The organism is Actinoplanes sp. SE50/110, from assembly GCF_900119315.1.
Lineage (GTDB): Bacteria > Actinomycetota > Actinomycetes > Mycobacteriales > Micromonosporaceae > Actinoplanes.
Genome location: NZ_LT827010.1, coordinates 3,981,424 through 4,000,289 on the forward strand (window position 1 = coordinate 3,981,424; position 18,866 = coordinate 4,000,289).

Sequence of the window (18,866 nt, forward strand, 5' to 3'; positions counted from 1 at the left end):
CGCCACAACAGGGGAGACCCTCATCATGAGCAATCACCAGCACGCCGTCACGCCCTGGCAGCAGGCCGGGCACCCGCCGGTGCGGGTGCAGGCCACCAGCGAGGTGGTGTACCCGTTCGCCCTGGAAGTGGGGGAACACGACGGCATCCGGATCCCGATGACCGCGATGGGGATGAGCGCCCTGCGGGACGCCCTCGACGCGGCCCTCAGCCAGCCGCGGGTGACCGAAGCCAAAGACTTCGTCGCCGAATGGGCATACGCCCACCGGGCCGTCGTGGTCGGCGACTGACGGAGACGATGTTCATGACGCCGGCCCCGCAGCGGCGCTGACGAACTCGTGCGGTCGCCGACGGAGCCGGCGACGGCTCAGCTTCGCCGGCGTCATGTCGATAGGGACCGCGGAGGGTGCTCATGACTTTTCGCATCTGGCCTCGGCTAGCAGCCATTGCGGTCATCGGCCTGGTGCTGCAACTGGTGGTACAGCAGCTCTCGCACTCCGTCGGCCTCGTCGCAGGAAGTATTCCGGTCGCACTGGCGGGGTTCTATGCGACGGTGGGATTCGTGCGGCTCGCTCGCCGAGAGCGTGGCCGTCTGCTTGCCGGTTGGGCGGTAGGAGCCCTGTCCGCCGGTCTGCTGGGTGTGGCGTACGTGCTCTACACCATGGAAGCGATCTGGGCCCGCACCCCCGCAACGCCCGACGTGGCCGGCCTCCTGTCGGTGGGCGCGGCAGCGGTGGCGCTCGTCGCGTTGCTGTTGGTCGCGCCGCCGCTGTCCGGCGTTGTGGCCCGGCTCACACTTCTTATCGATGTGGCTACCGTCGGCGGCGCGCTGCTGGTGCTGGCTTGGCAGCTGGCCCTGTCCGAGGTGGCAGCGGCTCTCGACGCGCCGACGCGCCTGATGTTCCTGACGACCGCCGCACTGGAAATCGGGGGCGCGGCGGTGGCTCTGGTCCTGATGTCACGTTCCACGCCCACCGCGAACGGATATGCGCTGCGCCTCCTCGCCGGCGGCCTCGGGACGTTCGCGGCCACGGCCATCATCGCGGTGTACAACCGCGCCGAAGGCTCGCCGTGGTATGCCACCGGAGCGGGCGCGGGCTACCTCATCGCTGCGCTGCTCATCGCGCTCTCCAGCAGGACGGCACTGCCCTCGGCCGACAGCACGGGCCGGCGTGCCCTCTCCGGCATCTGGCCTTTCATACCGTACGTTCCGGCGATCATCGCCGTCGTCGAAGTGATCCGGGTGTACCTGCGCACCGGCACACTTCCGCCGCTTCTCATGTGGCTGCTGCTGTCGGCCATCACGATGGCGATGCTGCGACAGCTCCTCATGCTGGTCACGATTCGCCGGCTCATGGCCGGCCTGCACCACCAGGCCAACCATGACGTTCTGACCGGCCTGCCGAACCGCGCCGCGTTCCAGGCCGTGGCGGACGGCGCACTGGCGTCCGCGCCGGACGGCCGGTGTACGGCCGTCCTACTTCTCGACCTCGACGGTTTCAAGCTGGTCAACGACACGCTGGGGCATGCCGCCGGTGATGCGTTGCTGGTCACGGTCGCCGGTCGGTTCGCGGCCGCACTCGGACCGGGGGACACCGCGGCCCGGCTCGGCGGCGACGAGTTCGTGGTGCTGCTGACGGGGCTTGCCGCGGCGGAGCAGGCCGATGAGTCCGCTCAGCGGATCCTGGACGCCATCGGTATGCCCATGACGCTCGCCGACCGCACGTACCGGGTACGGGCCAGCATCGGCATCGCCGTGGGTTACGGCGGTGGCCACGATCTCGACCAGCTGCTCCAGGACGCTGACGCAGCGCTCTACCGAGCCAAGAACGCCGGAAAGGGCACCTTCCGCAGATACGAGACCGAGGCGCCCGGCGAGACCGATCCCGCCAAGGTCGCCGCAGCATGAGCATCTGGTGCCCCACGCTGCGGCCCTGCACGCCGGCCCCTGGTACAACCTCTCCCGGGCAGCCGCTCACCGAAACAGCGCGAACCGGCCGGCCCTCGAGGTAGAGAACGCCTGGATGACAATCGTTACGGCCTCGGCCCTGGGGCACAGCCGTCACCTGGCAGAGTTGCCGCCGGCATGAGCCCATGCGCAGCGCGAAGTCAGCGGCAGAAATCGATCAGAGCCGGGGCCAGCACCTCCGGGTCGACGCCGTGGGTCTGGTCGGGCAGGGTCTGCCGGCGCCCGTCGGCGACCCCGGACGCGACCGCGGCGGCGGCCTCGCCGGCCCACGGCGGGCTGGCTCCGCCATCCATGGCGAGCACCGGCACCTTGACCGCGGCCAGCACCTCCACCGGGACGTCGCCGTTACCCATGATCGTCAGGTCGTAGGCCAGAGTCGGCGCGACCGCCTCCAGGCCGGCCCAGCCCGGGCTCTGCTGGACCTGGTCGATCATCGCGTCGGGCATCCCGGTCAGGCGCATGAAGCCGCGCACCGCGTCCGCCCGTCGCCCCTCGCGGGCCGCCGCGATGACCGCCGCCGTCGTCTCGGGGTCGGCACCGGCGCGGAACGGCGGCTCATAGACCGCCACCCGCTCCACGGGCCGGCCGGTGGCGGCGGCGCGCAGGGCAAGGGCCGCCCCGGACGACATGCCGAACAGCATCGCGGACCCGCCGGCCGCCTCCAGCAGGGCGTCGATGTCCTCCAGCTCGCGGTCCACGGCATAGGGCGGGGTGTCGCCGCTGTCGCCGCGGCCGCGCCGGTCGTAGTGCAGCGCGCTCAGGCCGGCCTGGGCCAGCAGCTCACCGAGGCGGGCGGTCTGCTGGTCGATCCACCGGTGCTGAAAGGCGCCGCCGACGAGGACCACCGGCGGCCCGTCGCCGTAACGGTCGAAGGCGATGGTGGTGCCGTCCCGCGAGGTCACTGTCTCCATGCCCCGCACGCTAGACCCACCCCCCGACAAAAATCGCCGAACGAGGGGGCCAAGCCGACGGGCCGGGCTGGGAAAGGGGTATGTGAAGCAGCAGGGTGGGCCGAGAAGGGCGGCCGGGAAAGGGTGACCGGAGCAGCGGTCCGCGGGCAGGGCCGGGCCGTGGGGGCACCGGAGAAGGCCGGCAACGGCGCGTTGCAGGGCAGGTCGCTCGCGCCGAATGAGTCACTGTGGCGTCCCGATTCCCCCGTTACGCTGCCATAACCGGGCGAGAGCGACCTGCCTCCCTGCAACGTGTTCAATGCTCGCGAACGGACCTTGTACGAAGCATGCAAGACTCGTACCGTCCTTGAGGATTTCTTGAATCTCCTGGTTGAACGGGGGTCCGTTGGCGGCGGAGTTCGGCGTGCTCGGTGTGGTCGAGGCCCGGATCGACGGCGTGTCCGTCGATTTGGGACACGCCCGGCAGCGATGTGTGCTCGGTGTCCTGCTGGTGGAGGCGGGTCGCCCGGTCTCGGTGGACCAGCTGGTCGACCGGGTCTGGGGCCGGCAGGCCCCACAGCGGGCGGCGGGCGCGCTCTACAGCTACCTGTCCCGGCTGCGCCGGGCGGTGGCCGGCGCGCCCGAGGTGGAGATCCGCCGGGAGCCGGGTGGTTATCTGCTCACCGTGGAGCCGCAAACGGTGGATCTGCACCGGTTCCGGAGCCTGATGGCGCAGGGCCGGGCCGCCGGCGCCGACCGGGTCGCGGCCGGCCTGTTCACCCAGGCGCTGGGATTGTGGCGGGGTGACCCGTTCGCCGGGCTGGACACGCCGTGGCTGGACGGGATGCGGCGCACCCTGCTGGGCGAGCGGTTCGTCGCCGAGCTGGACCGCACCGACGTGCTGTTGCGGCTGGGCCGGCATGCCGAGCTGCTGCCGGTGTTGTCGGCCGCGGTGGCCGAGCATCCGCTGGACGAGCGGCTCGCCGGTCAGTTCATGGTGACGCTGTACCGGTGTGGCCGGCAGGCGGACGCCGACGAGCAGTATCGGCGGATCCGCCGGGCGCTCGCCGACGAGCTGGGCAGCGACCCGGGGGTGGCGCTGCGCCGGCTGCACGAGCAGATCCTGACGGCCGATCCGGCGCTGGTGGGGCCGGTGGAGCAGGCGATCGACAGGCTCATGGAACGGCCGGGGGAGAAGGCCGCCGACAGGCCGGGGGAGAAGGAGCCGCCGGTCCCCGCCCAGTTGCCCGCCGACGTGCGCGCCTTCACCGGCCGTACCGGCGAATTGGCGGCTCTGGACGCCTTGCTGGTGTCGCCGGGCGGCGCCGAGCCGCCGCTGACCGTGGCGTTGGTCTCCGGCACCGCCGGTGTCGGCAAGTCGGCGCTGGCGGTCCGCTGGGCGCACCGGGTCCGGGACGCGTTCCCGGACGGCCAGCTCTACATCAACCTGCGCGGCTATGACGCGGAGCAGCCGGTGGCGGTCGCGGATGCGCTGGCCGGTTTCCTGACCGCGCTCGGGGTGCGCGGCCCGGAGATTCCGCCCGGTATCGAGGAGCGGGCCGCGCGGTACCGCTCGGAGCTGACCGGCCGCCGGATGCTGGTGCTGCTGGACAACGCGTCGTCGGTGGAGCAGGTCCGGCCGCTGCTACCCGGCACCGGCTCCTGTCTGGTTCTGGTCACCAGCCGTGATTCGCTGCCCGGCATGGTCGCGGTACACGGCGCCCAGCGGGTCAATCTGGATCTGCTGCCGGTTCCGGATGCGCTGCGGTTGCTGCGCAAGCTTGTCGGCGTACGCGTCGACCAGGAGCCGTCCGCGGCCGAGAGTCTGGCGGCCGCGTGCGCCCGGCTCCCACTGGCCCTGCGGATCGCGGCTGAGCTGGCCGCCGATCGTGCCGACGTGCCGCTGGCCGAGCTGGTCGCCGACCTGGGCGATCATCGGCTGCGGCTGGATCTGCTGGACGCGGGTGACCCGCGGGCCGAGGTGCGTGCGGTGTTCTCCTGGTCGTACCGGAATCTGCCGGAGGCCGCGGCCCGACTGTTCCGGCTGCTCGGGCTGCACCCGGGGGAGACCGTGCACGTGGACGCGGTGGCCGCGCTGACCGGAACTGATCCGGTGGAGGCGCGACGGCTGCTCGCCGTGCTGGTCCGGGCGAGCCTGGCGCAGGCCGGCCGGGGCGGCCGGTACGGCCTGCACGACCTGTTGCGGGCGTACGCGGCCGAGCTCGCCGACCGGCACGACAGCGAGGCGGCCCGGCGGGCGGCCCTGACCGGGCTGTTCGACCACTACCTGGCGCGGTCGGCGGAGGCGATGGCCACGCTGTACCCGGACGGCGCCGGGGCGCCCGGCGATCCGGACGCGGCCCGGGACTGGATCGAGGCCGAGCGGCCCAATCTGGCGGTGCTGTGCACCTACGGCACGGCGCACGGGTTCCATCCGCAGACCATCGCGCTGGCCGGCACGCTGTTCCGGTATCTGGACGCGGGCGGGCCGGTCGCGGAGGCGGCGACCATCACGGCGTGCGCGGTGTCCGCGGCCCGGGCGATCGGGGACCGGGATGCGCAGGCACGGGCGCTGTCCCATCTGGGGCGGCTGCATCGCCGGCTGGGTCGTCCGCACGAGGCGGCCACCGCGTACCGGCAAGCCTTGAGCCTCTATGCCGGTCTCGGTGACCGCGCGGCGGAGGCCATGGTGCAGCGGAACCTCGGCAGCGTCGACTGGCTGCTCGGCGACTATCGGGCGGCCGCCGACCACTTCCAGCGGGCGCTGACCCTCTACGGCGAGCTCGGGGACGGCGCCGGGCAGGCCGACGCGCTGGTCCGGCTCGGGATGATCGACGCCCGGCTGGGGGATCCGCTGGGCGCGACGCAGCGGTTCGAGGCGGCGCTGCAGCGGTACGCGTCGCTCGGCGACACCTTCAGCGAGGCGTACGTGCTGTCCCTGCTGGCCCGGCTGCCGCACCGGCCGGCGTCGCTGGACCGGGCCGCCGCCCGGCTGGAGCAGAGCCTCGGCGCGGTCCGCCACTCGGGCGACCGCACCGCCGAGGCGTACGTGCTCTCCGATCTGGCCGCGGTGCACGCCCGCCAGGACCGGCTGGCCGAGGCGGCCGGGCATCTGCGCCGGGCGCTGGTGCTGCACCGCCGGATCGGGGACCGGGCCAGCGAGGCGGAAGCGCTCAACGACCTGGGCCAGGTGTTGCGGGCCGCCGGTGACGGCGACGAGGCACGGGCCCAGCACGCGCAGGCGCTGGGTCTGGCCGAGGAGATCGGCGACCGGTACGAGATGGCCCGCGCGCACGACGGCATCGCGGCCGCGTTCCTCGACGCCGGCGACCCGGACCGGGCCCGTCCGCACGCGGAGCGGGCCCGGCGGCTGTTCGCCGAGCTGGAGGTGCCGGCCCCGGCCGGGCCCGCGGGTGGTCAGCAGGTCGGGCGGTAGTCGAGCTCCGGGGCGTAGCGGCTCCATTCGTCGCGGTTGAGACCCCGGCCGCTGATCTCGCACGCGTTGCCGACCGGGTCGAGGGCCAGCGACTTCGGGACGCCGGTGTCCCAGAGTGTCGCGTGCTGGGGCGCCTTGCCGAAGGAGCCGCCGACCACGATGGTACGGCCGTCCGGGCTGAACGCGGCGGCGAGGTACTCCGGGGCGGCCGGTTTGAGGAAGGCGAACGGGACCGGACGGACGGCGTCGGCGACATCCCACAGCATCGTCAGGCCGTCCGAGCTGACCGACGCCACGGTCTGCCCGTCCGGGCTGAACATCACATTGGTGATCTCCCAGGTGTGCCCGCCCAGCACCGCGCTCTGGCGGGGCCGGGCCGGGTCCGCGACATCCCACATGATGACCGTGTGCGCGGTGGTGCCGGTGGCGAGCAGGCGACTGTCCGGACTGAACGTGATGGCGGTCGCGTGGTAGAGGATGTACTCCTTGAGTACCACCGACGAGAGCTGCTCGGCGGCTGCCGGGTCGGTGACCTCCCAGAGCGAGATGTTGCTGCCCTCACCGGCCGCCATGGTGTGTCCGTCCGGGCTGAACGCGAGCGCCCACACGTACTGGCGCATGGTGATCGCGCGGAGCAGAACCGGCCGCCGTCGGTCGGTCACGTTCCACAGCGAGGCCCGCCCCTCGCTGTGGCCGATCGCCAGGGTGTGTCCGTCCGGGCTGAAGGCGAGCGCGGTGATCGCGCCGCCCTCCTCCTTGATCACGCTGAGCGGCACCGGTGCCTCCGGATGGGACACGTCGACCAGCGGCACCGAGGTGTCGGAACCGGCGGCGACCAGGGTCCTGCCGTCCGGGCTCAGCACGAGCCCCTCCACGGTTCCGTTGAGCAGCGGGAAGGTGGCGCCCCGCACCGGGTGGGTGCGGTCCGTCACGTCCCACGGCACCGCCGTTCCCGCGTAGCCCGCGGAGAACAGCGGTCCGGCGGCCGGCGCGTAGGCGAGACCGACCAGCGTGCCGCCGAACGGGCGCTCCATGGACCCGACCGGGCTGCTCGGATACCGGCCCCGGGTGCTCCACATGGTCGCGACGTGGTGGGCGCTCGCCGTGGTCAGCGTCGCCCCGTCGGAACTGAAGCCCAGCGACCGGACCCCACCGTCGGGGCTGTTCAGGGCGGCGAGCTTGCTGTTGACACTCATCCCCTGGGAGCTCGTGTCGAAGGACCACAACCCGGTCTCGCCGTCCGAGTTGGTGAGGGTGAACAACGAACCGTCCGGGGAGAACCCCATCGCGGTCGGCCGGGCGTCGTCGTACGAGTAGGGCGTGCTTCCGCTCATCACGGGCTTTGCCGGGTCGCTCAGGTTGAAGAACATCACGTTGGCGACCTTCGATTCGACGGCCAACGCGGGCACCCGGGGATTGAAGTCCACGGCCGCGCCGGCGAGGTCGGCGAGGGCCGGGTCCAGGGTGACACCCCGCACCGGGTGCGCCGGGTCGGTCAGGTCCCAGATCACCACGCTGGCGCCACTGGTCACGCCGGTCCGCCCGTCCGGGCTGAACTTCAGGGGGTAGACACCGGTCAGGGTGGTCAGCGCGGTCGGCGTGGCGTCCCGGATGTCCCACAGTCGGGAGTCGCCGGCCAGGTTGCTGGTCGAGACGGTGTGTCCGTCGGGGCTGATGCTCATCGCCACGATCCCGGCCGGGTCGGTCAGCGTGGCGACCCGGGACGGGTGGGCCGGATCGGTCACGTTCCACACCGTCGCCGTCGGGCTCCCGTCGAAGACCGCGACCGTGGGCCGGTCCGGGCGACCCACCACGGTGGTGGCCGCGGCCGTGCCGGGCAGTGAGCCGACCCGGACCGGCTTGGCGGGGTTGGCGGCGTTCCACAGCGACACCCGGCCGGTCGCGCCGGTGGTCGCGGTCATCTGCCCGGCGAGCGTCGCGACGCTGGTCACGTCGGTCAGCGTGCCGGCGTAGTGGGTCGACATGACCAGGTGGCCGAGCTGCTCGCGCCCGCTCGCGTCCGGGCTCAGGGCGACCGCGGCCGCGCCCACCCGCAGCGCCTGACGCGGATCGTCGGCGATCAGCTCGCGGGCCCGGATCATCAACCGCCGGCTGACCTCCATGCGCTGCAGCCGGTCCGCCTCGGCCCGCTGCTTCGCGGCCTCCTGCTGCGCCTGCTGAGCCAGCTTCTCCTGCTTCTTGCGCTCCTGATCGGCCTGGTCGGCCAGGTCCCGGTACTGCTCGGCGAGCGCTTTCTGGTCCTTGGCCCGCGAGGCCGCCTGGTCGGCCAGCTTCTGCTGGAACTGCGCGGTGATCCGGTACCGCGCGGCGGCGTCCTGCTCCCGCTTGGCGTTGGCGGCCGCCTCGGCGGCCAGCTTCTCCTGCCGCTCGGTCTCCGCCTTGGCGTCGCGCGCCCGGTTCTCCTGCACCTGGGCGTTCTGCTGCTGGCGCACCGACTCCTCGGTGGCCCGCTCGGCGTTGGTCCGCTGCTGCGCGGCCACCTGCTGCTGGCGGTGCGCCTCGGCCGCCGAGGTGTTCGCCCGCTCCGCGTTGCGCACCGCGACCACGCTGGTCACCGAGGCGACCACGGTGAGCAGGACCAGCACCGCGGCCGCCACGGTGGACAGCCGCCGGGCCCGCCGGTGCTGCCGGACGTCCTCACCCTCCAGCTCGTCCTTGCTGACCCCGTGCATCGGCGCGGCGAGCTGGGCGATCGCGTCCCGGAACCGGACGTGCTGCAGGGTCAGGTGCAGGTCGTCACGGGCCCAGCGCAGGTCCAGATAGAGCGGCTCCTCCTCGAACACGCCGCGCAGCGCGGCCGGCACCGCGGTGGAATCCTCGGTGAAGTCGCGGGCGGTGCCGTCCCAGCACCACTCGCCGTCGGTGACCACCGGCAGGATCTGATCGGCCGACTTGGTGGCCAGCCAGTGTTCGATCTCACGGTTCACCCACGGCGAGGCGGCCGCCTCGGGGGAGGCCATCAGCACGAAGTGGGTGGAGCCGTCCAACGCGTCCTGGATCGACGTCCACAGCTTGGGCGTGACCGCCAGCCCCGTCTGATCTCGGAAGATCCACAGGGCGCGTCGCCGGTGCCACGGCTTCGCCAGCCGGTGCAGACCGCGCTGGACGGCCGGCGCCAGCCGTCCGTCAGCGGCGTGACTGTAGGAGATGAAACCATCGAATGGCATGGCTGTTCCCGTGGTCTAGGCGATCTGCGGTGGCCGATTCTCCATGGCCGCGTGCCGAAGGTAAAGCCGACCGGATGGCGCGGGAGACCGATCATGTGCTTTGATCTAACCAGGCCGGGCATTCTCCCCCGTGGATGCCCGGCCGCTTTCTTGCGTTCCGCCGTCCACGACCGGCCGCGCGACCTGCCGTCAATTCAAAGTCATCGATTAGTGTGTACGACGTGACCCACACGTTGACAGGCAGAGTAGTGGCGGCACTGACCGTGGCCGCGCTGGTGACCCTCGGTGCGGCGCCCACCCCGGCGAACGCCGCCGGCCACCATGGTGTGTCCTGCGCCTACACCCCCACCCCGGACGATCCGGCCGCCCGCCCGGTGTCCCCGCCCCGGAACACCTCGCACACCCCGGACCACGGCACCGTCGAGGTGGTCCTGCGCACCAACCTGGGCCCGATCCCGCTGCGGCTGGACCGGGCGGCCGCGCCGTGCACCGTGCAGAGCTTCCTGCACCTGGTGCGGCACCGCTTCTACGACCGGACCATCTGCCACCGGCTCACCGCATACCCGACGCTGAGCGTGCTGCAGTGCGGCGACCCGACCGGCACCGGCGAGGGCGGCCCCGGCTACCGGTTCGCCGACGAGCTGCCGGTCAACCTGCCGCCCGCGCCCACCGACCCGACCGGCGTGCGGCGCCTCTACGCCCGCGGGGTGCTGGCCATGGCCAACGCCGGCCCGGACACCAACGGCAGCCAGTTCTTCCTGGTCTACGCCGACTCGGCGCTCCGTCCGAACTACACCGTCTTCGGGTCGGTCCGCCCGGCCGGCCTGACGACCCTGGACCGGGTGGCGGCCGGTGGCATCACCCCGACCGCGGACGACCCGGCCCCGGTCGACGGCGCCCCGGCCCTGCGCACCGAGATCCGCCGCGCCACCGTCTGCTGAGCGGCCGCCGGAGGTGCGCCCGGCGGGCGCACCTCCTCAGGCTCACGGGACCGGGCCCTCCATGGTGTGCAGGATCTCCACGGGGCGGAAACCGAAGCGCCGATTGGTGGCGATCATCGCGCCGTTGTCATCGGCGGTCCACGAGTGCAGCAGGCGAACGCCCGGGAAATGCTCCGTGAGCCGGGCGAGGTTGGCGGACTTGAGAACGGCGCCGAGACGGCGGCCGCGATGCGCCCGCAGCACGAACGTGTCGTCCTGCTGAGCGTGGCGGCGGTCGGCGTTGACGAAGATCCGGGTGTACCCGCCGGGCCTGCCGTCCGGGGCACCCAGCAGCGTCGTGACCAGCCCCCAGCCCCCGGTGGCCAGCCGCTCGTCGCCGCGCAGCACCTGCCCGGCGGTGACGACGACCGGATCGTGGTCGCGGTCGCCGGTCGGGACGTCCCGCTCCATCAGCGTGCACATCGCGGCGAAGTCGGCTGCCGACCCGGCCGGCACCGGTCCCGTCCAGGAGTGCAGCCGATACCCGGCGGGCACCTCGGCGGCCACCGGCTCGGCGGGCAACCCCAGCAGGTAGCGGCGCTCCTGCAGCTTGCCGGCGAAGCCGCGGGCCAGGGCGAACCGGCCGCCGGGGTGCTGGGCGAGCGATGCGGTCAGCGGGACCGGAAGCTCGGTCGAGACGACCCGGCGCCCGTGCTCCCGGGCCACCGCGACAGCCGCCTCCCACAGCGCCGTGCCGGCGCCCCGGCCGCGATGCCGGGGTGCCACCGCCAGCTCGAACCCGACGGTGTGCGTGTTCGCCACCCGGGGCAGGTCCACGATGACGCCGCCGAGGCACTCGCCGCCGTCCCACGCGCCGAACGCCCGGCGGTCGAGGACGGCGTTGTCGGCGATGGTGCGCAGCGAGGTCAGCGTCGACTCGGCACCGGCCACGGTCGGCTGCTCGCGGCCGGCGACCAGACCGGCACGGAACGCCGCATGCCACGGGCCGGCCTCCGGGTCATGGGGATCGAGCGCTCGCACCTGCACCGGGCCATTCTGGACAGGGGCCGATTGCCGGGCAACCCCATTCGGCCACGGTGCCGTCCCGGTCAGCTCTCGGGCGTGTCGGATCCACCGCCCCCGGTCCGACGCAGGAGCAGTGCGAGAACGTACCGGGCGGCACGGCGTCGTCCGGGGTCGCGGCTGAAGAGCGCCGCGATCGTGGCGCCGGTGACGGTGCCGGCATAGACGAGACTTGCCGCCCCGGTCAGCAGGCCCCCGTCCGGATGCAGGACTTCCGGCACGAGATCGGTGAGCAGTGACATCGCGATTCCCTCCAGCGAACGGTGGCGATGCGGCCATTTCGCCCGTCCGGCCGGTTTCCGGCGATATCATCGTTGTCTATGGTGCGTTCATGCTGCGAGAACGCGCTCACGGCCGGATCCGGCGCCGGAATGCTGGACGGGTCGCCCGGATCGTGCGGTGACCGAGCCTGAGGCGCCGTCCGCCCGGCGCTTCGCCGACGAGCTCCACCGTCTCTACACGGCCGCCGGCTCCCCGGAGTATCGGATCCTCATCCGCCAGGCCGGCGTCCAGCGGCCGGCGATCCGGCTGTCGGACAGCAGCCTGAGCGACTGGCTCACCGGCAAGTCGGTGCCCACCAGCGCGGCGGCCGTCAAGTTCGTGGTGACCTTCCTCCAGGACCTTGTCGCGAAGCGCACCGGGCAACGGCCGCCCCCGGTGGAGGACTGGCTGCGGCTGCACCGGCAGGCCCAGCAGGACCGCCGCGCCCAGCGCGGCGGCCGCCCCGGCAAGCGCGCCACCCCACGAGCGGCAGCCCCGATCCCGGCGGCGGTGATCGGACTGCTGCGGCTGATGAGGCTGTACGCCGAAGAGCATCCGTACGTGCAGCAGCCGGGTCAGCACCTGCAGGCGCTCTCCACGGTCTACGTCAGCCAAAGCGTCGCCAGCCCGGTCGAGGCCGTGCGTCAGGTCTGGGATCGCGAGCTCGACGAGGTGGCGATGGTCGAGGAGGACCGTCGCGTCACCCGGCTCGCCCAGCCCTTCGACGAGGTGTTCAGCGAGTACGACCACTTCGTGATCGCGGGCGCGGCCGGGCTCGGCAAGTCGACCCTGGGCCGTTTCCTCGTCGGCGACCTCATCGGCACGATGCTGGACGGCAGGACGAGCAGTCTTCCCACCGCCGGCCTGATACCGGTGATGCTGCCCGCCCGGGTGCTCGCCAGGCACATCGGACGACCCTGGGCAGAAGCGCTGCACGAGGCGGTGACCGCTGAGTACGGAGCACTCGAAGGCGTCAGCGCGGACACCTTTCAGCGGCCGATCGCCGGGCGGAACTGGCTCGTGGTCATCGACGCCCTGGACGAGATTCCCGATCAGGCCGACCGGGACCGGCTCCTCAAGGTGCTGTCGACCCGGATGGCCACCCCGGAGCCGGCGCGCTTACTGGTCACCAGCCGTCCACTGGTACCGGGCGAGATCGCCCAGCTGCAGGGCCCGCGGGTGGGGTTCTTCGAACTCCAGCCGTTCGACGCGACGGCTCTGGAGATGTTCGCCCAGCGGCACTTCAACCCGGACGGGACGGCCGGGGGAGCGGCCGAGGCGGCGGAATTCCTCAGCCAGGTCCGCCTCGCCGGCCTCGAACAGGTCCTCACCGTGCCGTTGCTCGCGACGGTCGCCGCGCAGGTCTTCACCGACCGCCGCCGCGACCAACCGTTGCCGTCGAACCGATACGAGCTGTACGAGGCATACATCGCCCACCTCGCGACCCGCAATGCCTCCGCGGCCGAAGTGTTCGGCGCCGCCGCCGACCCGGCCTGGTGCGCATGGCTCGACGCGCAGCGGACCACCCTGCTGGAAACGCTGGCCGCCGAGTACACCCGCAGCGAGACACCGCTGGCCGAGGTGGCCATAAGCTACGTCCACGAACACGGCCCGAGGCTGACGATGCTGCCGGTCGGTGGGGAGAGCCTGCTGGGGAACTGGCTGTCTCGGGCCGGCCTGCTCGGCTGGCACGGGGTGCGGCTGCGATTTCAGCACCAGACCTTCGCCGAGCATCTGGCGGCCACTGCCCGGGCCCGTGCCCTGCCCGGCAGATTCGCCCCTGCCGAGCCGGTCTGGCGAGAGCTGATCAGGCAATTCCTGCTCGACGACGAGTCCGCTGAAAGAACCCTGGCCCACTACCTCCATCTGCACAGGTCGGACAGCGGTCTGATCGGGTATCTGCAAGCACGTAGCCAGGCGGAGCGGGAGAAGGCCGGAGTCCTCATCCTCCAGGGCACGCCCCGCACCGATGCGGAGTTGGCCGCTTTCCTGGACACCACGGAAGGGCAGATCTTCGCCGACGTGGATCTGGACCTGCGACCGGCGTCCGGTCTCACTGTCCACCCCGCCGTGCGGGAACGGATGTACACCTGGCTCCGCGACGAGCGGACTCCGGCCCGGATCAAACTGGCCATCATCGACATCATGCGGGAACGCAGCCCGCAGGTGCGGCACGAAGGCGCGAGAACCCTCGAAGGGCTGCTCGAAGATCCCGGACAACCTGGCGAGATCCGCTCCGGTGCCGCCGAAGTCCTCGCCAAACTCGGTGCGCCCTACGCCTCGATGGCCGTGGCGGCGCTGCTGCGGATCGCGGCGAACCGTGACCTCTCAGGCAATTGCCGGACCGCTGCCGCCACGGCACTGGCCTCGATCGGCGACGAGCACCGAACGGCTGCGGCCGACCTGCTGCACCAGGTCGCCGAGGATGCGGGCGTCGAGGGCTGGTATCGCCGCCAGGCCGCGGAGAACCTCGCCCGGCTCGGCTCGGCCGGCCGCAATCGTGCCGCCGATCTGCTGTCCCGACTCGCCACTGACACCGCGCTCGACCCACAAGCGCGGCGCAGCGCTGCGGAGAGCCTCGCGGCGTTGGGCGGCGACCATCGTCGCCGTGCCATGGTCGCCCTGCGGCTCAGCGCGAGCTCCTTTGGCTCTCTGTACTCCGATGACCGCCGGCTCTGGCTCGCCGCCGTGTCGCTGCTCGAAGCGGATGGGAGGAATCGCGCTGCACAGCTGTTGCAGGAAGTGTGCGAGGACCCGTGGGTCGCCGGTCACCTCCGGCTGAACGCTGCTCGTGAGCTGGCCAGCCTCGGTGGGTCTGCCCGCAGAAGCGCGGCAAGGTCCATGAGAGACATGGCTTTCTCCACACAGTTGGGGGTTCTGCGTACCATGGCGGCAGAGGCTCTCGCCGCGCTCGGCCCCGCCTACCGGGAATGGAGCTTGGAGGCGCTGACCGCTGTCGTCGGTGATCCGGCGGTCAGCTTCTCGCGGCGTCGTGCGGCGCGCCTGCTGGCCCGTCATGAGGGTGCCGCGCGTGAGATGGCCGCGCAATGCCTGCTGGAAATCGCCTCCGCCGCCACCACGGATCTCAATGATCGTGCGCAAGCGGCGCTGGAGGCGGCCAACCTCGACGAACAGCGACGTACCCAGGTCAGGACCCGATTCCGGGAGTGGCTGGCCGATCCCACCATCACTCCGGCCAGCCGGATATTGGCGGCCGTGATCCTGGTTTCACTGGAGCCGGATTCCGCTACCACGGAGGCTGACACCCTGTATCACCTGGCGGCCGTCGCCGACGGCCACCACGTAGCCCGATTGGCGGCTGCCCATGCTCTGGCGCAGTTGGCCGGTCACAACCTCGACCGAGCGGCACGGTTGTTACTGATGGCCGCGACCGATCCGCTCTCTCCCGACTTTTCACGCCGAGCGGCTGCGGTACGACTGGCCGAGGTGGCGGAGACTCACCGGAGCCAGGCCGCCGAGCTCCTGCGTGAGATGATCTCGACTGCGGGTGATCCTTCTGACTACGGGGATAGTGTCTCCGACCTGGCCGGACTCGGGGACGCATATCGAGCAGAGGCGAGTGCCCTGCTCCTCCAGTGCTTGACCGGCCCCTGGCCCGCCGAAGGTGACCTGCAATCGATCGTTTGGCGGCTGCGCTCCTTTTCTCAGAACTCGGCGGTGAAGGCCGCGGAAACGGTCGCTGAGATCTTGAAGGATCCGCTGGTAGGTGCACTGTACCTATTTTCTGATGATATCGTCATTCTCGAACGTTTTCGTCCAGGCTTGGCGAGAATTGTCTTCGACCATTTTCGACGGTATGGCGAACTCGAGGTGATCGGTCTCTGTCGAGCCGCGGAGGACCTTGTCCAGGCAGACGAGAAGTATCGCGATCAAGCCGTCAAAGTGCTGCGTTCGGCGGGCGAGGAAGTACAAGCAGAGCCTGACCGAAGCCTGTTGATTTCCTTCGCCGAATCGCTGGAAAGCCGTGATCAAGGCATCTTCGCGACCGCTCTCGTCCAGGTTCTCGAGAGTCGAGACGTTTCACCGTCGCTGCTCCCGGAAGCCGCGCGGCGTCTGGAGCAAGAGGAGTCGCACCGACAGAAGCTCATCGACCTGTGCCGAAAGTGGTGTGCTGACCCCCGTCTGGATGAATGGTGGCGTTTGTGGGTGATGGAACGACTCGAAAAGTCTGACGCGCCCATGGTCGCGCAGATCGCCCGGGAGCTTTGGACGAATCCGACCCTGCCCGTGGCTACGCGGCTGCGAGCCGTTCGATGCCTCCGGGATCCATCACTCACAAAAGATCATTCACTCACGATTCTGGCGGGTTACGAACGCGTGCCCTTGGCGGTGAACGAGCGCAGCGCGGTCGCATCGGCGCTGTGCGACCTCGGCCCTGACCATACTGATCGAGCCGCGGACATATTCGCCGGGCTTCTGACCGATCCAACGGTGCCGCTCCATGACCGCCTGTCGGCAGGCCAATCCTTGGCCGAGCTGGGTGGGACGCGGTCGGCTTTGGCGGGCGCTCTCGCCGAGCGCCTGGTGGCCGACGAGCATGCCGGTCCGCTCGACCAGACCGTCGGTGCCGCCTTCCTCGCCTGGTTGCGGCCAGAGACCCATGTCCTTGCCAGGCAGGTGCTCACCGGCATGGCAGCCGGACCCCACGCGGAGCACCGCCTCACCATTGCCCGGGAGCTGGGCACCCTCCGCGGCGGTGCCGCCGCCGCTCAGCGTGCCCTCGCCGAGATCGTCGCCGACCCCGCCACGGACGACCCGACCCGCGGGGAGGCGCTGCAGTCGCTGACCGGATGGGTCACCGGGCAGGAGCATGCGTGTCGCCTCGCCGGCGCGCTGGCCTCCGATCCGTTGATCAACGCAACGGTCCGGATAGCGGCGGCGACGTTGCTGGCCCGTCTGCAGCCGGACAGGCGTGTGCAGGCGATCACCGAGCTGAGCCGGATCGTCGTCGCGGTGACGGCCGGCCCCGAGCGGGTCAGGGCCGCCCACCTGGTGGCCCGGGCCGACCACCCGCGCCGGCCGCAGATCGCCGAGATTCTGCTGGAGCTCGCCTCGGACCCGGCGCAGGACGACGAGACCCGGCGGGAGGCCGCGACCCTGGTGACCCGATTCGGCGACCAGGCCGCGGATCGGGCCGGTGATCTGCTCGCCCTCATCGCCGGCGACCCCGGCGCGTGGCCCTCGACCCGGCTCGACGCGGCGCAGGCACTGCTCCGTATCCACGGGCAGCGGCGGCGGGCAGTGGACCTGCTCCGGGGCATCGCCGACGACCCGCATCTGGATGATGAGGATCGCGTCCCCGTCCTGGCCGAGCTGGTCAAGGTCGATTCGGGCCGGCGGGCGTCGGCGATCGCGATGTTCGCCACCCTCGCCGCGGACAGCGAGGTGCCCGCCGGGGGCCGCTTGGCGGCCGCCCGGGAGCTGGTCTCCCTGGGCGGCGCCGGAATCGACGAGGCCACCACGACACTTCGCCGGCTCGCCGTCGACCCCGTCGCCCCCGCTGCATCGCGACGAGGTGCGGCCGTCTCGCTGTATCGGCAGGGCAGTGCGCATCGCGCGGAGGCATGCCGCCTTCTCCGCGAGCTCGCCGCCGACGGCACGGTCGCGGCGGATGAGCGGATCAGGGCGATCCAGGATCTCGCGCAGCGCGAGCCGGCGAGCACCGACCTGCACCGTGACATGCTGCGCGACCTGATCAGGGAACGCGGCATCGCGGCCGCGGATCGTGGCCAGGCCGCCGAAACCCTCGCCGGTTTCGGGGAGTCCGCCCGGGCCGACGCGGCCCGGCTGCTCGCCGACGAGGCGGACCGCGCCGCCGTGCCGGACCGGTTCGTGCTGATCGGCCACCTCGCCGGGTTGGGCTCCGCAGCGCGTGGTCTCGCCGCGGAACGCCTGCGCGCAATCGCCCTCCCGGCCGACCACCCCGGGCGGCTGCATCAGGCCATGGCCACCGCTCTGTTGGTCGGTATCGAGGGTGGATCCGATGGCCGTGCGGCGCGTTTGCTCACCGAGGTGGCCGCCGACGCCGCGAACTCGCCGAACGACCGGCTCTGGGCCGCGGCGTACCTGGTGCGACTCGGCCCGGCACACATCGAGGCAGCCGCGGAACTGCTCGACGCCGTGACCGCCGACGCGAACCTGCGCCTCTGGGAGCGGCGGGAAGCGGCCCGGATGGCGGCCCGCCTCGGCCCGGAGCATCGGCGCCGTGCCGCCGCCGGTCTCGCGATCCTGATGCGCGACCCCGACGCCGACGTCTGGGAAAGGGCGGACTGCGCGGTCGCGTACGAGGCCCTCGACCCGGCGCACCGGCCGGCGACGATCCAGGTGCTGGAGCAGCTGGCCGGCCACCCGGCGGTGGCCGCTGACCAGGTCCGCTACGTGGTGGACCGCCTTCTTCCCTACGGCCCGCCGGCCCGCCCCGCCGCCCTGGCCGCCCTCGACCGGGTCGCCGCCGACCGCGCGGCCGACGTCCGGGAACGCGCCGGGGCCGCCGCCATCCTGGTCCGGCTGGGCGGCACCACCGCCGGCCTTCAGCTGCTCCGCGACCTGGCCGCAGACGGTGAGCTGTCCGGATGTGAGCAGGCCATGGCGCACGCGATCCTGGCGGAGGTCCGGCCGGCGCGGCGGGAAGCCGCCGCTCGAGCACTCACCGCGGTCGCCCACGACCCGCAGTCGCCGGTGGAGCATCGACGCACGGCCGCCACCGCGTTGACCACCCTGTCCGGCAGAACCCGCCGGGACGGCCTCGACGTCCTGCGGTCCCTGGTCCTGAACCGGATCGACGATGCACCGACAGCCCTGGCCGCGGCGACACTCGCCGGATGGGATGCCAGGTTGCGCCCGATCGCCGTCGCGGCCGCGGACCGGCTCGTCACCGGCCCGCTGTCGCCGACCGAAACCCTGGCGGTCGCCGAAGCCCTGGCGCGACTCGCCGCCGACCCGAGCCGGGGCGCCCGGCTGCTGCATCGGCTCGCCCGGGATCCCGCCATCACGCCGGGCGACCGCCGACGTGCCTACGCCGGCTGGATCGCCTGGTCCCCGGCCGGCACCACGACGGGGCCTGCCCGCCTTCCACGGCCGGTACCGCCGCCGCGGTGAG

10 protein-coding genes are annotated in these 18,866 nt (G+C 72.0%); 5 read left to right on the plus strand and 5 right to left on the minus strand.

Annotation, left to right across the window (positions count from 1 at the left end):
• Positions 1-25: 25 nt before the first annotated feature.
• Both ACSP50_RS17555 and ACSP50_RS17560 read left to right on the plus strand, forming a co-directional pair.
• Complete coding sequence (locus ACSP50_RS17555; protein ID WP_014690580.1) at positions 26-289, plus strand: hypothetical protein; 264 nt, start codon at positions 26-28, stop codon at positions 287-289.
• 122 nt (positions 290-411) lie between these two features.
• Positions 412-1,908: a GGDEF domain-containing protein gene (locus ACSP50_RS17560; RefSeq protein WP_014690581.1), complete on the plus strand. Its 1,497-nt coding sequence runs from the start codon at positions 412-414 to the stop codon at positions 1,906-1,908.
• A gap of 200 nt (positions 1,909-2,108) precedes the next feature.
• Here ACSP50_RS17560 and ACSP50_RS17565 read toward each other — a convergent pair whose 3' ends face one another.
• Positions 2,109-2,879 carry an alpha/beta fold hydrolase gene (locus ACSP50_RS17565; RefSeq protein WP_014690582.1) on the minus strand — a complete coding sequence of 257 codons (771 nt, stop codon included), beginning with the start codon at positions 2,877-2,879 and terminating at the stop codon, positions 2,109-2,111.
• A gap of 370 nt (positions 2,880-3,249) precedes the next feature.
• On the opposite strand from ACSP50_RS17565, the gene ACSP50_RS17570 reads away from it, so the two are divergent.
• Positions 3,250-6,294, plus strand: a complete 3,045-nt coding sequence (locus ACSP50_RS17570) for a BTAD domain-containing putative transcriptional regulator (protein ID WP_231956959.1) — start codon at positions 3,250-3,252, stop codon at positions 6,292-6,294.
• On the opposite strand, the gene ACSP50_RS17575 is transcribed toward ACSP50_RS17570, so the two are convergent.
• Positions 6,276-9,482: a TIR domain-containing protein gene (locus ACSP50_RS17575; RefSeq protein WP_014690584.1), complete on the minus strand. Its 3,207-nt coding sequence runs from the start codon at positions 9,480-9,482 to the stop codon at positions 6,276-6,278. The genes ACSP50_RS17570 and ACSP50_RS17575 overlap by 19 nt on opposite strands.
• 248 nt (positions 9,483-9,730) lie before the next feature.
• Here ACSP50_RS17575 and ACSP50_RS17580 point away from each other — a divergent pair, with 248 nt between their 5' ends.
• The gene (locus ACSP50_RS17580; RefSeq protein ID WP_014690585.1) at positions 9,731-10,423 is read left to right on the plus strand and encodes a peptidylprolyl isomerase; all 693 of its coding nucleotides are present in this window, start codon (positions 9,731-9,733) and stop codon (positions 10,421-10,423) included.
• A gap of 42 nt (positions 10,424-10,465) precedes the next feature.
• Here the strand turns inward: ACSP50_RS17580 and ACSP50_RS17585 are convergent, their stop codons facing one another.
• The 3 genes from ACSP50_RS17585 to ACSP50_RS41970 all read right to left on the minus strand — a co-directional run bounded on the left by ACSP50_RS17585 (position 10,466) and on the right by ACSP50_RS41970 (position 12,652).
• Positions 10,466-11,449: a GNAT family N-acetyltransferase gene (locus ACSP50_RS17585; RefSeq protein ID WP_014690586.1), complete on the minus strand. Its 984-nt coding sequence runs from the start codon at positions 11,447-11,449 to the stop codon at positions 10,466-10,468.
• 62 nt (positions 11,450-11,511) lie between these two features.
• Positions 11,512-11,727: a hypothetical protein gene (locus ACSP50_RS43045; protein ID WP_014690587.1), complete on the minus strand. Its 216-nt coding sequence runs from the start codon at positions 11,725-11,727 to the stop codon at positions 11,512-11,514.
• A gap of 106 nt (positions 11,728-11,833) precedes the next feature.
• Positions 11,834-12,652: a hypothetical protein gene (locus ACSP50_RS41970; RefSeq protein ID WP_155123533.1), complete on the minus strand. Its 819-nt coding sequence runs from the start codon at positions 12,650-12,652 to the stop codon at positions 11,834-11,836.
• Here ACSP50_RS41970 and ACSP50_RS17590 point away from each other — a divergent pair.
• On the plus strand, positions 12,623-18,865 hold the full coding sequence (locus ACSP50_RS17590) for a hypothetical protein (RefSeq protein ID WP_231956960.1): 6,243 nt from the start codon (positions 12,623-12,625) through the stop codon (positions 18,863-18,865). The two genes, ACSP50_RS41970 and ACSP50_RS17590, sit on opposite strands and share 30 nt — an antisense overlap.
• Position 18,866: the final 1 nt, after the last annotated feature.

Bases quoted from the DNA above. Each gene is read 5' to 3' on its own strand.
- ACSP50_RS17555 (WP_014690580.1), top strand. From the start codon at position 26: ATGAGCAATCACCAGCACGCCGTCACGCCCTGGCAGCAGGCCGGGCAC.
- ACSP50_RS17560 (WP_014690581.1), top strand. From the start codon at position 412: ATGACTTTTCGCATCTGGCCTCGGCTAGCAGCCATTGCGGTCATCGGC.
- ACSP50_RS17565 (WP_014690582.1), bottom strand. From the start codon at position 2,879: ATGGAGACAGTGACCTCGCGGGACGGCACCACCATCGCCTTCGACCGT.
- ACSP50_RS17575 (WP_014690584.1), bottom strand. From the start codon at position 9,482: ATGCCATTCGATGGTTTCATCTCCTACAGTCACGCCGCTGACGGACGG.
- ACSP50_RS43045 (WP_014690587.1), bottom strand. From the start codon at position 11,727: ATGTCACTGCTCACCGATCTCGTGCCGGAAGTCCTGCATCCGGACGGG.
- ACSP50_RS17590 (WP_231956960.1), top strand. From the start codon at position 12,623: ATGCTGCCCGCCCGGGTGCTCGCCAGGCACATCGGACGACCCTGGGCA.